The organism is Streptomyces caelestis (assembly GCF_014205255.1).
GTDB lineage: Bacteria > Actinomycetota > Actinomycetes > Streptomycetales > Streptomycetaceae > Streptomyces > Streptomyces caelestis.
In genome coordinates, this window is the sequence record NZ_JACHNE010000001.1 from 5,652,662 (window position 1) to 5,666,206 (window position 13,545).

Below are 13,545 nucleotides of genomic sequence, written 5' to 3' on the forward strand. Positions count from 1 at the left end.
CGTCACTCACAGCGCGCCCCGTCAGTCTTCCCGGGGACTCCACACGGACGTGATCTTCGACCCGCCGAACGCGGCCTTACGATGGGACGCATGTCTGCTTCGCCTGGCCGCCGTGTCCTGCTCGCCGCCCCCCGTGGCTACTGCGCGGGTGTGGACCGCGCCGTGATCGCCGTCGAGAAAGCTCTGGAGCAGTACGGCGCTCCGGTCTACGTCCGGCACGAGATCGTCCACAACAAGTACGTCGTGCAGACCCTGGAGAAGAAGGGCGCGATCTTCGTCGAGCGGACGGAGGAGGTGCCCCCGGGGAACATCGTCATGTTCTCGGCACACGGCGTGGCCCCCGTCGTCCACGAGGAGGCCGAGCGCGGCCGCCTCGCCACCATCGACGCCACCTGCCCGCTGGTCACCAAGGTCCACAAGGAAGCCGTCCGCTTCGCGGGCGAGGACTACGACATCCTCCTGATCGGCCACGAGGGCCACGAGGAGGTCATCGGCACCTCCGGCGAGGCCCCCGACCACATCCAGCTCGTCGACGGCCCGGGCGATGTGCAGAAGGTCGAGGTCCGCGACCCGTCCAAGGTCGTCTGGCTCTCCCAGACCACGCTGTCCGTCGACGAGACCATGGAGACCGTCGACGCCCTGAAGGAGAAGTTCCCGCAGCTCATCTCCCCGCCCAGCGACGACATCTGCTACGCCACGCAGAACCGCCAGCTGGCCGTGAAGCAGATGGGCGCCGAGTCGGACCTGGTCATCGTGGTCGGCTCCCGCAACTCCTCCAACTCCAAGCGGCTCGTGGAGGTCGCCAAGATCGCGGGCGCGCGCGCGGCGTACCTCGTGGACTTCGCCGACGAGATCGACGAGGCCTGGCTGGAGGGTGTCTCCACGGTCGGCGTCACCTCGGGCGCCTCCGTCCCGGAGGTCCTGGTCGAGCAGGTCCTGGAGTGGCTCTCCCAGCGCGGCTTCGAGGACGTCGAGATCGTCAAGGCGGCCGAGGAGTCCATCACCTTCTCGCTGCCCAAGGAGCTGCGCCGCGACCTGCGCGACGAGGCGGCGGCGCTGGTCGCCGAGCGCCGCGGCGCCGGCACCGGCACCGGTGAGGATTCCGGGGAGTGATCGGGGAGCCGCTGGGCGGGGATCGCCGTCCGGCCGGTGACCGTCGGTCCCTCGTCGTAACGTAGGGCCATGCAGATCTTCGGTGTGGACATCGGCGGTTCCGGCATCAAGGGTGCCCCGGTGGACCTGGACAAGGGCGATCTGGCGCAGGAGCGCCACAAGGTCCTCACGCCGCATCCGGCCACGCCCGATGGCGTGGCCGACGGCGTCAAGCAGGTCGTCGACCACTTCGGCTGGACGGGCCCGGTCGGGGTCACGTTCCCGGGCGTGGTCACCGACGGAGCCACGATCCGGACAGCGGCCAACGTCGACGACAGCTGGATCGACACCGACGCGCGCGTGCTGCTCGGCGAGCGGCTGGGCGGACTGCCGGTGACGGTGGTGAACGACGCGGACGCGGCGGGCGTCGCCGAGATGCACTTCGGCGCCGGCCGCGGCCGCCGGGGCACGGTGATCGTGCTCACCTTCGGCACGGGCATCGGCAGCGCGGTCTTCGTCGACGGCGTCCTGGTCCCCAACACGGAGCTGGGCCACCTGGAGCTCGACGGGCACGACGCGGAGAAGCGGGCCTCCAGCAAGGCCCGCGAGGACCACGACATGACGTGGGAGCACTGGGCGGTGCACCGCGTGCGCAAGTACCTCGCCCACGTCGAGATGCTGTTCTCGCCGGAGCTGTTCATCATCGGCGGCGGCGTCAGCCGCAAGTCACAGAAGTTCCTGCCCTATATCGAGGGCATCCAGGCGGAGATCGTCCCGGCGCAGTTGCAGAACAACGCGGGGATCGTGGGAGCGGCGATGCGGGCGGCCGGGCACTAGGGGGTGCCCGCAAAGTCCCGTCGTCCGCCCGGCGGACGGGCCCCGGCCGCCGCCCGTCGCCGGTGCACCAGCCGGATCCGTCGGGCGATCACGATCAGCCCGGCGATGAGTGTGCCGCCGTACAGCCACCCGGCTTGCGTGGCGAGCGCCGTGACCAGCCCCATCAGCTTGCCGCCGGTGCCACCGTCGCCGTCCGCCACCGGCAGCAGTCCCACGGCGAACGCGATCGGCACGACGACCGGCGCGGTCATCAGATCCCCGCGGCGCACCCAGACGGCGGTCAGCACGCACACCGGCAGGAACAGCACCCCGTACGCCGTCAGCGACGCCCCGAACAGCACCGAGCAGAGCCCGCCGAGCAGGAACATCACCAGCGCGCAGAACAACCCGCTGCCCAGCCCGGTCAGCCGGGGGTTCGGCAGCCTCCGCGCGGCGGGTGGCGGGGCAGGGGCGGGCCGCCGTACCGCCGCAGGACGGCGCTGCGGTCCCGGCTGCCGGACCGCTCGCACCGCTCCGCCGCCCGCTCCTCGTCCCGCCTGCGGGGGCAGGGACGATCGCGGCCGGTCACGTCGCGGTCCGTACTGGGCAGGTCGCGTCCTGTATTGCTCCACTGCACCAACTTAGGTCGTTCAATATGCCGAATAGCCCTTCAGACACGCCGGGGACCGAGGCTTGGCCAAGCGTTCGATACGCCGCCGGGACGGTTCCGGGTACGCCGTAGACTGGTGGATCGGCCGGTCTCCTGGCCCCCTGGCCCTCTCCACTCACGGGAAGTCGCAACGTGTCGCTCACGATCGGAATCGTCGGTCTGCCGAATGTCGGCAAGTCGACCCTGTTCAACGCCCTGACCAAGAACGACGTGCTGGCGGCCAACTACCCGTTCGCCACGATCGAGCCCAACGTCGGCGTGGTCGGCGTCCCCGACCCCCGGCTGACGAAGCTCGCGGAGATCTTCACCTCGCAGCGGGTCCTGCCCGCCACCGTCGACTTCGTCGACATCGCGGGCATCGTGCGCGGCGCGAGCGAGGGCGAGGGCCTGGGCAACAAGTTCCTCGCGAACATCCGTGAGTCCGACGCGATCTGCCAGGTCATCCGCGCTTTCAAGGACGAGAACGTCGTGCACGTCGACGGCAAGGTCTCGCCCAAGGACGACATCGAGACGATCAACACCGAGCTGATCCTCGCGGACCTCCAGACCATCGAGAAGGTCCTGCCGCGTCTCCAGAAGGAGTCGCGGATCAAGAAGGACATCCAGCCGAAGGTCAAGGCCGTCGAGGAAGCCAAGGAGATCCTGGAGAAGGGCGACACGCTCTTCGCGCACGGCATCGTCCAGGGCAGCGAGCGCGCCGAACTCCTGCACGACCTGCACCTGCTCACGACCAAGCCGTTCCTCTACGTCTTCAACGTCGACGAGGACGAGCTGACCGACGAGGACTTCAAGAACGAGCAGCGCGCCCTGGTCGCCCCCGCCGAGGCGATCTTCCTCAACGCCAAGCTGGAGGCGGACCTCGCCGAGCTCGACGAGGACGAGGCTCTCGAACTCCTCCAGTCCGTCGGCCAGGAGGAGCCGGGCCTGGCCACCCTCGCCCACGTCGGCTTCCGCACCCTCGGCCTCCAGACGTACCTGACCGCCGGCCCCAAGGAATCCCGCGCCTGGACCATCAAGAAGGGCGCCACGGCCCCCGAGGCCGCCGGTGTCATCCACACGGACTTCCAGAAGGGCTTCATCAAGGCGGAGGTCATCTCCTTCGACGACCTGGTGGAGACGGGTTCGGTGGCGGAGGCCCGCGCCAAGGGCAAGGCGCGCATGGAGGGCAAGGACTATGTGATGCAGGACGGGGATGTCGTGGAGTTCCGGTTCAACGTGTAGCGCCTGATTCCTTGATCGCCTGAAGTGGCTGGTCAAGGTAACAAACCCCAGGTCAGGGGCCAGATCTTCGGGTCTGGCCCCTTCCTGATTTCGCCAGCTGATTCCGGGCTCTTCCTGGTCGTGTGCTGACTTGGTGCTGACCCTGAGGGCAGGGCTGAGCCTGTGATGACCTGGGCTTTCAAGGGGGCATGGGAGGTCGTCGAGCTGCGCCATGGTGAGGTGAGGGTGAAGAGCTCTGAGGCCCGCTTACGGGTCCTGTTTATGCAAGAACGCGCATAGTCGCGAGAGCGCATAGACGACCGTGCATGGCGTCCGTACCGTCGTTCTGGGCAGCTCCGTCAGAGGGCTGCGGACTTGGGGTTCACGTGTCCGAGCGCACCGGGTTGCCCCGACTGACGGGCGGAGACAGCGGGAACGGCAACGCAAGCGGGGAGTGCGGACAGGGCGACTGCCCGAACGTGTACCGCGCCGAGCAGGGAAGCATCGTGGTGCAGGGAGACTTGTTCGACGGCTTCACGCCACCGCAGGGGGAGGGGCTGGTGGAGATTCCGGAGAGCGTACGTCGACCACGGCCCCCACTCTGGCTTCGAGGACGGCCGCCCCTTGCGCGATGTCGTCCCCGATCCACTCGTCCATGTGCTCGGCCACCAGGGCCCACGTCATCTTGATCACGACGGGAGCGTACGGGCGGAGTGAGCCATTCGGGAGGGCAGGCGACACGGCGTGCAAGAGGTGGGGGTATGACCCCTTGAAGCCGTCCTCCCCGGCCGCCGCGTCTTAGCAGCTCGGATTCTGCCACGGTTCCAGGGGCGACCGGATGCCCTCCTTGCCGCCGAAGTGAGACGTTTTCGCAGGTCAGGCGAGTGTAGACATTTCAGATGGGCGCTTGCTGGGCCGCATGCTCCTGAGGATTCTGTGGCCACAGGCCGATCAGGGCCTCCGTCGAGGCCAGCTTGCATCTGCCCATCGCGGGATATTGGCGCGGGAAGGCGCCGGTCGGGAACTGCACACCTTTATGTGATTGGCGGCCGTGCGGGTCACGGGCCGCGAGGTGTCTCTCTTCCCGTACAGGTCAGCTCGGCCGCTCTCTCTACTACGCTTCCTGCGTGGACTCGGCTGCCGCTTGCGTGGATCTCGCATCGGCGGCTGGAGACGGCCGCGCGGCGTGCATCACGCCGCAGGTATCAGGGTTGGCGGCCCGTGTGACCGCCGTGACATACCGGGAAGAAGAGTCTTGGCCCTCAAGAAGACAGATCTATACAGCTCACTCTGGAAGAGCTGCGACGAGCTGCGCGGCGGGATGGACGCCGGCCAGTACAAGGACTACATCCTCACGCTGCTCTTCGTGAAGTACGTCTCCGACAAGGCCAAGGCCGACCCTGACAGTCTCATCGACGTACCCCCCGGCGGTTCCTTCGACGACATGGTCGCTGCCAAGGGCGACAAGGAGATCGGCGACCGCTTCAACAAGATCATCAGCCGGCTGGCCGAAGCGAACGACCTGCGTAACGTCATCGACCTCGCCGACTTCAACGACGAGGAGAAGCTCGGCAAGGGCAAAGAGATCCAGGACCGGCTGTCCAAGCTGGTCACGATCTTCAGCGACCTTGACTTCCGAGGCTCCCGAGCCGAGGGCGACGATCTCCTCGGCGATGCCTACGAGTACCTCATGCGTCACTTCGCCACGGAGTCCGGCAAGAGCAAGGGCCAGTTCTATACCCCCGCCGAGGTGTCCCGCGTGCTGGCCAAGGTGGTCGGCATCACCAAGGACACCCGCCAGGACCAGACGGTCTACGACCCGACCTGTGGCTCCGGCTCGCTTCTCCTGAAGGTCGCTGCCGAGACATCACGCGGCATCACGATCTACGGCCAGGAGAAGGACAACGCCACGTGGGCGCTGTCCAAAATGAACATGATCCTGCACGGGAACGAGGACGCCGAGATCCTCAAGGGCGACACGATCACCAGCCCTCAGTTCACCAACGGCAGCGCACTCCAGACGTTCGACTTCGCCGTGGCCAACCCGCCGTTCTCGATCAAGTCCTGGAGCAACGGGCTGGAGCAGGAGTACGGCCGCTTCGAGTACGGTCGGCCGCCGGAGAAGAACGGCGACTACGCCTTCCTGCTGCACATCCTCAAGTCACTCAAGAGCACGGGCAAGGCGGCGGTCATCCTCCCGCACGGAGTGCTCTTCCGCGGTAACGCCGAAGCCGACATCCGCCGGCGCCTGCTGAAGCAGGGGTTCATCAAGGGCATCATCGGCCTGCCCGCGAACCTCTTCTACGGGACTGGCATCCCGGCCTGCATCATCGTTCTGGACAAGGAGAACGCCGTCGGCCGTACCGGCGTCTTCATGATCGACGCATCCAAGGGCTTCATCAAGGACGGCAACAAGAACCGCCTCCGCAGCCAGGACATCCACAAGATCGTCGACGTCTTCACGCGACAGACCACGATCGACCGCTACTCGCGCATGGTTCCGCTGGCGGAGATCGCGGACGTGAAGAACGACTACAACCTCAACATCCCTCGCTACATCGACTCCTCCGAACCCGAGGACATCCAGGATCTCCACGCACACCTGCACGGCGGCATCCCGAACCGCGATCTCGACGCGCTCAGCGGCTACTGGGATGCCTTCCCGCAGTTGCGGGACCAGCTGTTCCGGCTGAACCGTCCTGGCTACAGTGACCTGACCATCGACGTCAGCCAGGTTCAACAGGCGATCCTTGATTCGCCCGAGTTCCAGAAGTTCACCCAAGAGGCCCGGGAGCTTACCACTGAGTGGTTCGCCGCCCATCGCAAGAGGCTCGAAGGGATCGACGAGACCACTCGGCCAAATGACCTCATCGCCGTCCTCGGTGACGACCTGTTGGCCCGTTTCAAGCGAGTGCCTCTGCTGGACGAGTACGACGTCTACGAGCAGCTCATGACGTACTGGCACGACGTCATGCACGACGACGTCTTCATGGTCATGAACGACGGCTGGCTCGAAGCCGCCAAGCCGCGCAAGATCGTGGTGGACAAGGACCGAAAGCTTTCCGAGACGCCTGACCTTGTGGTGGGAACTGGCCGGAGTGCCGTGAAGTACAAGATGGACCTCGTCCCGCCGGATCTGATCGTTACGCGGTACTTCGCAAAGGAGCAGGCCGAAGTCGATGAGCTTGTGATGGCTGCGGAGGAGTCCAGCCGTGCTGTCGAGGAGTACGTCGAGGAGCACGCTGTTGAGGGCGGTCTCTTGGCGGAAGCGATGGACGAGGAAAAGATCAACAAAGCGCTCGCCTCGGCTCGGCTGAAAAAGGCACGGCATGAGGGTACGGACGCCGATGAAGTGGCAGCCCTGTCGCGTCTGATCGACCTGTACAACGCTGAGGCGGTAGCGAAGAAGGCAGCCAAAGAGGCGGAAGCTGCGCTCCACCTTGCCTCGCTGAAAAGGTACGGCGATCTCACAGAGCGGGATGTGCAGGCCCTTGTTCTGGATGCCAAGTGGTGCGCGACTATCACAGTGCGCGTGGATTCTGTGGCTGATTCGCTCACCCTCGCCCTGGTCGAGCGCATTCGCGATCTAGGTCGACGTTACACAGAGACGGCCAGTGCGATCGAGGCTAACCTATTGGCGATCTCCGCGCGTCTCGCGGATCACTTCGCCGTTCTGGGGGTGGGGTGATGGGCGGCCATGCCGGGCAGGGGGAGTTCACGACTCTGGGTGAGACTGTTACTCGTACCGGAGGTGTGATCCAGACAGGTCCCTTTGGAAGTCAACTCCATGCAAGCGACTACACATTGCTTGGAACCCCGCTGATCATGCCAATAAATCTGGGTGACAACGAGGTCATCGAGGCGGGAATTTCAAGGATCGGCGACAAGGATGTCCGGCGCCTACGGAGGCACGCTCTACGTGAAGGTGACATCGTGTTCAGCCGGCGAGGCGATGTCGGCCGCAGATCGATCATCCAGGCGGGACAGGCGGGTTGGCTCTGCGGGACGGGCTGCCTCGCTGCCCGCTTCGGGGCCAGGCGCACAGAGGTCAACCCGGAGTATGTGGCCCACTATCTAGGCTCGCGGCCCGCACAGACATGGCTGCAGGACCATGCTGTTGGCGGAACGATGCCCAACCTGAACACAGCGATTCTGTCTGCCCTGCCCATTCGCCTCCCTGCCCGGCCCTACCAAGACGTCGTCGTCGCTATGCTCGAAGATGCACAGGCTGCTGTCGAGCACGTCAGGATTCTGATTGCCAAGAAGCAGGCGATCAAGCAGGGGCTCATGCAGCAGCTTCTCACGGGCCAGACCCGGCTTCCCGGCCACACTGAGGAATGGAGTACTGGCCCGCTCAAAGACTTCCTGCCCTTGCAGCGAGGCTTTGACCTGCCGACCCCTGAGGTCGTGAGCGGTCCATATCCCGTCGTTTACTCCAACGGGGTTGGTCGGCACCATACGAAGGCCATGGCCAAGGGACCGGGTGTCGTTACTGGGCGCTCCGGGACGATCGGCAAGGTGCACTTTATTGAAGACGACTACTGGCCGCACAACACGGCGCTCTGGGTTACGAGTTTCGCGCGGGTGGATGCGAAGTTCGCCTATTACTTCCTGGCGTATCTCGGCCTGGAACGCTTCGCTAGCGGCTCCGGAGTGCCTACCTTCAACCGGAACGACGCGCATTCCTTCGAGATCACCGTGCCGCCGGACCGTGCCGAGCAAAAGGCGATCGCCGACGTCCTGTCCGCTGTTGACAGCGAGCTGGAAGCACTGCGACGGCGGCTGGATAAGGCTTCTTCGATCAAGACCGGAATGATGCAGGAGCTCCTCACCGGACGTAAGCGCCTGCCGGTGGAGGGGGAGACAGCGGCATGAGCGACGTGGGGCAGATCGAGCGCGAGGCTCAGAACCGGGTCGTGCGGCTGTTCAAAGAGCAGCTGAGCTACCGCTATCTCGGTAGCTGGGAGCGCCGCGCAGGTAACTCGAGCATCGAGGTCGAGCTACTGGAGTCGAATCTCCGCGCCCGCGGACAGGACAGCACCCTCGTCAGCAAGGCGATCGATCAGCTCAAGAAGGCCGCCGCGCTCGGTAGTGGTCGTGATCTGTACGAGGCGAACCGCGCCGTCCATGAGTTGCTCCGCTACGGAGTCAAGGTCAAGCCGGGTGCTGGCGAGCAGTACGAGACGGTCTGGCTCATCGACTGGAGCGATCCACAGGCCAATGACTTCGTCGTCGTGGAAGAGGTGACGATCGTCGGGAAGCAGACGAAGCGACCCGACATCGTGCTCTACGTCAACGGCCTGGCTCTGGTAACTCTGGAACTCAAGCGCTCCCGGGTGGCGGTGAGCGAGGGCATTCGGCAGACCATTGGGAATCAGAAGCCCGGGTTCATCCGGTCGTTCTTCTCCACGGTCCAGCTTGTGCTCGCCGGTAACGACGTGGAGGGCCTGCGCTACGGCGTCATCGACACGCCTGAGAAATACTGGCTGCAGTGGAAGGAGCCCTCCGACGTCGAGAGGCCCTTGGACCGTGCACTGCTCCAGATGTGCGGTAAGGAGCGGCTACTTGAGCTGATCCATGACTTCACCGTCTTCGATTCCGGTGTTCGTAAGGCATGCCGTCATAACCAGTACTTCGGCGTCAAGTCCGCGCAGGAACGTATCGGTCGACGTGAGGGCGGCATCATCTGGCACACCCAGGGTTCGGGGAAGTCGCTCACGATGGTGTGGCTGGCGAAGTGCATCCGGGAGCACCAAGACGACGCCCGAGTTTTGCTGATCACCGATCGCACCGAGCTGGACGAGCAGATCGAGAAGGTCTTCAACGGCGTCAACGAGCAGATCTATCGCACCAGTAGTGGAGTGGACCTCCTGGACACTCTGAACAAATCCACCGAGTGGCTCATCTGCTCTCTCGTGCACAAGTTCGGTCGCTCGGCGGATGGTGGGGACGGATCCGAGGCCGGCAACGAGTTCATTAAGGAGCTCAAGGCCAGGATCCCCAAGGGCTTCAAGGCCAAGGGCAACGTCTTCGTCTTCGTCGACGAGGCCCACCGCACCCAGTCCGGCAAGATGCACGACGCGATGAAGGACCTGCTGCCGGGCGCCATGTTCATCGGGTTCACGGGAACGCCGCTGCTCAAGGCGGACAAGGCCACCAGCATGGAGACCTTCGGTTCGTTCATCCACACCTACAGGTTCGACGAGGCCGTCGAGGACGGCGTCGTGCTCGACCTCTGCTACGAAGCCCGCTCTATCGACCAGCACCTGACATCGCCGGCGCAAGTGGACAAGTGGTTCGAGGCCAAGACCCGGGGTATGACCGACCTGTCCAAGGCAGAGCTGAAGAAGCGCTGGGGCACGATGCAAAAGGTCGTCTCCTCCGAGCCCCGGGCGAAGCAGATCGTGCAGGACATTCTGCTCGACATGGAGACCAAGCCCCGCCTGATGGATGGGCACGGTAACGCCATGCTTGTAGGCGAGAGCATCTACCAGGCATGCAAGTTCTACGAGCTGTTCTGCAACGCGGGCTTCCGCGGGAAGTGCGCCATCGTCACCAGTTACACCCCGAGTCCAGGAGATATCTCCAAGGAGGACTCCGGCGCAGGTCAGACGGAGAAGCTGCGTCAGTACGACATCTATCGAAGGATGCTCGCCGACCACTTCGGAGAGCCCGAAGACGCCGCCATGGCGAAGGTCGAGCAGTTCGAGAAAGAGGTCAAGCGGCAGTTTGTCGAGGAGCCCGGCCGGATGCGCCTGCTCATCGTGGTCGACAAGCTTCTGACCGGGTTCGACGCTCCGAGCGCCACGTACCTCTACATCGACAAGAAGATGAGCGACCACGGCCTGTTCCAGGCGATCTGCCGGGTCAACCGACTTGACGGAGACGACAAGGAATTCGGCTGCATCGTCGACTACCGGGACCTGTTCAACTCCCTCCAGGACGCCATCACCGACTACACCTCGGGCGCACTCGATGGGTACGAGCCGCAGGACATCGAGGGCCTGCTGACAGACCGGATTGGTAAGGCGCGAGAGGCTCTCGATGAAGCGCTGGAACGAATCCGCGCGCTCTGCGAGGTGGTCGCGCAGCCCCGGAACACGCTCCAGTACCAGCAGTACTTCTGTGCGGCCGATCCTGGCAACGCCGAGCAGCTCAAGGCCAACGAGCCCAAGCGTGTCGAGCTCTACAAGGCTGTAGCCGCAGTAACGCGGGCCTTCGCCAACCTGGCCAACGACATGGAAGCCGCCGGATACACTAGCCAGGAGGCCGAGGGCATCCGAGCTGAGATCCGGCATTACGCGGATGTCCGCGACGAGGTGAAGCTCGGAGCCGGCGAGGACGTCGACTTCAAGCAGTACGAGTCCGGCATGCGGTTCCTCCTGGACACCTACATCCAGGCAGACGCGTCCGAAACCGTGTCCAATTTCGAGGAGACTGGTCTCGTCCAGCTCATCGTCGAACTGGGCGCCGGGGCCCTCGACAAGCTGCCGAAGGGAATCAAGAGCAGCCCTGAAGCCGTCGCCGAGACGGTCGCCAACAACATGCGCAAGCTGATCATCGAAGAGCGTGCGACGAACCCGAAGTACTTCGACAAGATGTCGGAGCTGCTCGACGCCATAATCGAGGAGCGGCGCCGGGGCGCGATCGAGTACCAGGACTACCTCGCCAAACTGCTGGAGACTGCCGCGCAGCTCGGCAGAGGAGATTCCGACGAGACGTACAAGTACCCCGCCTGGGCCAACAACGGGGCGAAGCGGGCCCTGGTCGACTTCTTCCTCCCTGATGAGCGTCTGGCTGTCGAGGTCGACACCGCGGTGCTCCACTCCAAGCCGCATGCATGGGTGGGGAACCCGCTGAGGGAGCGGAAAGTTCGGAACGCGCTGAAGCGAGCGCTGCCCGACGATTTCGACCGGCTTGATGAGCTTCTCGAACTGGTGAAGGCAAGGCATGAGTACCACTAGCGCCCGTCTCGCTGTCCGGGGCATTGACGTCCACGTGGTCTACAAGGACATCAAGAACCTGCACATCGGCGTGTACCCCCCCATAGGGCGCGTGCGAGTGGCCGCGCCTCAGCAGCTGGATGACGATCAGGTCCGCCTGGCCGTCATCCAGCGGTTGCCGTGGATCAAGCGTCAACAGGATCAACTGCGCTCGGCCCAGCGTCAGTCGGTGCGCGAGATGGTCAGCGGAGAGTCCCACTACGTGTGGGGTGTGCGACGACGCCTGAAGGTCATCGAGCGGCCGGGACGCCCGCATGTCGAAATCGACGGCGAACGAATGCTGCTGTACGTGCCGATCGGCACGAGTGAGGAGCGCCGTCGTGACCTGCTCGACCGGTGGTGCCGCGAGCAGCTCCGTCAAGCGATCCCTGCGATCATCGAGCGCTGGGAGTCGAAGCTGGGGGTTTCGGTGCCGTGGTGGGGTATTCGCCGGATGAAGACCAAGTGGGGCTCCTGCAACCGGGAAACCCGCCGCCTGTGGTTCAACTCCGAACTGGCTAAGAAGCATCCAGAGTGCCTTGAGTACGTCGTCGTTCACGAGATGGTCCACTATCTCGAACGGGGACATGGCCAGCGCTTCGCCCAGCTGATGGACAGCTTCCTGCCGGACTGGCGTAGTCGCCGTGATGGCCTGAATGCCGCACCGCTCTCTGACGAGCTATGGATGGGGCGTTGAGTGCAGCGAGGACTGCTTGTGTCTGGACGGGGCCTTCTCTACGGCAACAGCCCCATGTCTGCCCTGAAGGCCGGAGAGATCGTGGACGCATTTCCGTTGCTCGAAAATATCGAGTGACGTTTATCAGGTATCCGAGTTAAAGATGGGGGAGGCGTCCCGCTTCGTCCTTGGTCCCATCAGATGACGATGACGCGGAAGGTGCTAACCCCATGGCAAAGCTTCGGTTGGCCGTAGGGCGGGGGCACGTCGAGGAGCTGGCACGCCTGCGCCATCCTGTCGGAGCCGTCGAGGAGCTGATCTGGAACTCTCTCGACGCGGATGCCGAGAACGTCACCGTCGTGCTTGAGCGCAACGACTTCGACGGAGTCGACCGGGTCGCCGTGATCGACGACGGCACTGGTATCGCGGCGGAGAAGTGCAGCGACTACTTCGAGCAGATCGGTACGTCCTGGAAGAAGCGCACGCAGGTCAGCGAGGTCAAGAAGCGCGTGCTGCACGGGAAGAACGGGCGAGGCCGAGTCCGGGCCTTCGCGCTCGGCAGCGAGGTGCGCTGGACCAGCGTGAGCGGGATGCAGGGGATCCGCCGTCGTGTGGTCATCGAGTCCGATCGCGGCTCCATGGACGAGTTCGACGTCAGCGATCCCGAGCCGACGGCCGACGCAACGGGGACGGTCTTCGAGGCGTTCGGTGGGGAGGACCTCCAGAAGCTGACCGAGGACGCCGCCCGCACCGCGCTCACTGCCGCCTTCGCGCTCCACCTGGAGGCGTACCCGGACATCTGCAGGACGATTCGGTCGGCGACCTCGCCTTCGCCGATTGGACACCGGAGGGGCCCGCTGCCGAGGTACTGGCCGAAGCCCGGGAGCGAATGCGTGAGCACTTCCGTTCCCGCGCCGACGAGCGCCGTCGTGAGCTCGTCGACTCGTGGCGTGCGGAAGGCTTCTACCCGTATACAGGCGAGCCGGCCAACGACCAGGAGCGCGCGGAGCGCGAGACCTTCGACGCCGTGGCGACCGCGGTCGTCCGGCACCTGCCGGCGAGCAAGAGGGCCCAGAAGGTGTCCTTCGCGCTTCTGCGCTCCGTCTTGA

The 13,545-nt window shown here is 64.7% G+C and carries 10 protein-coding genes; 8 read left to right on the forward strand and 2 right to left on the reverse strand.

The annotated features are described in order from the left end of the window. The first annotated feature begins 81 nt into the window (after positions 1-81). Both HDA41_RS26040 and ppgK read left to right on the forward strand, forming a co-directional pair. Positions 82-1,113, forward strand: coding sequence for a 4-hydroxy-3-methylbut-2-enyl diphosphate reductase (locus HDA41_RS26040; RefSeq protein ID WP_184987693.1), 1,032 nt, complete (start codon positions 82-84; stop codon positions 1,111-1,113). 69 nt (positions 1,114-1,182) lie between these two features. Further along, complete coding sequence (ppgK, locus tag HDA41_RS26045) at positions 1,183-1,929, forward strand: polyphosphate--glucose phosphotransferase (RefSeq protein WP_184987695.1); 747 nt, start codon at positions 1,183-1,185, stop codon at positions 1,927-1,929. Here ppgK and HDA41_RS26050 read toward each other — a convergent pair. Then, positions 1,926-2,540 (reverse strand): DUF6542 domain-containing protein, encoded by a 615-nt coding sequence (locus tag HDA41_RS26050; protein ID WP_184987697.1) that lies wholly within the window; start codon positions 2,538-2,540, stop codon positions 1,926-1,928. The genes ppgK and HDA41_RS26050 overlap by 4 nt on opposite strands. A gap of 170 nt (positions 2,541-2,710) precedes the next feature. On the opposite strand from HDA41_RS26050, the gene ychF reads away from it, so the two are divergent. Further along, positions 2,711-3,799: a redox-regulated ATPase YchF gene (gene ychF / locus HDA41_RS26055; RefSeq protein WP_184987699.1), complete on the forward strand. Its 1,089-nt coding sequence runs from the start codon at positions 2,711-2,713 to the stop codon at positions 3,797-3,799. A 513-nt stretch (positions 3,800-4,312) separates the two neighbouring features. Here the strand turns inward: ychF and HDA41_RS26060 are convergent. Beyond that, positions 4,313-4,471, reverse strand: coding sequence for a hypothetical protein (locus tag HDA41_RS26060; protein ID WP_184987701.1), 159 nt, complete (start codon positions 4,469-4,471; stop codon positions 4,313-4,315). Between the two features lie 562 nt (positions 4,472-5,033). Between HDA41_RS26060 and HDA41_RS26065 the strand changes: the two genes are divergently transcribed. From HDA41_RS26065 to HDA41_RS41560, 5 genes are all read left to right on the forward strand, one after another. Then, positions 5,034-7,466, forward strand: coding sequence for a type I restriction-modification system subunit M (locus tag HDA41_RS26065; protein WP_184987703.1), 2,433 nt, complete (start codon positions 5,034-5,036; stop codon positions 7,464-7,466). Continuing rightward, positions 7,466-8,653 (forward strand): restriction endonuclease subunit S, encoded by a 1,188-nt coding sequence (locus HDA41_RS26070; protein ID WP_184987705.1) that lies wholly within the window; start codon positions 7,466-7,468, stop codon positions 8,651-8,653. The genes HDA41_RS26065 and HDA41_RS26070 overlap by 1 nt, the downstream gene beginning before the upstream one ends. Continuing rightward, positions 8,650-11,742, forward strand: a complete 3,093-nt coding sequence (locus HDA41_RS26075; RefSeq protein ID WP_184987707.1) for a type I restriction endonuclease subunit R — start codon at positions 8,650-8,652, stop codon at positions 11,740-11,742. The genes HDA41_RS26070 and HDA41_RS26075 overlap by 4 nt, the downstream gene beginning before the upstream one ends. Before the next feature lie 34 nt (positions 11,743-11,776). Then, positions 11,777-12,457, forward strand: coding sequence for a M48 family metallopeptidase (locus tag HDA41_RS26080; protein WP_230299428.1), 681 nt, complete (start codon positions 11,777-11,779; stop codon positions 12,455-12,457). A gap of 209 nt (positions 12,458-12,666) precedes the next feature. Beyond that, positions 12,667-13,545, forward strand: coding sequence for an ATP-binding protein (locus tag HDA41_RS41560; RefSeq protein ID WP_230299429.1), 879 nt, complete (start codon positions 12,667-12,669; stop codon positions 13,543-13,545).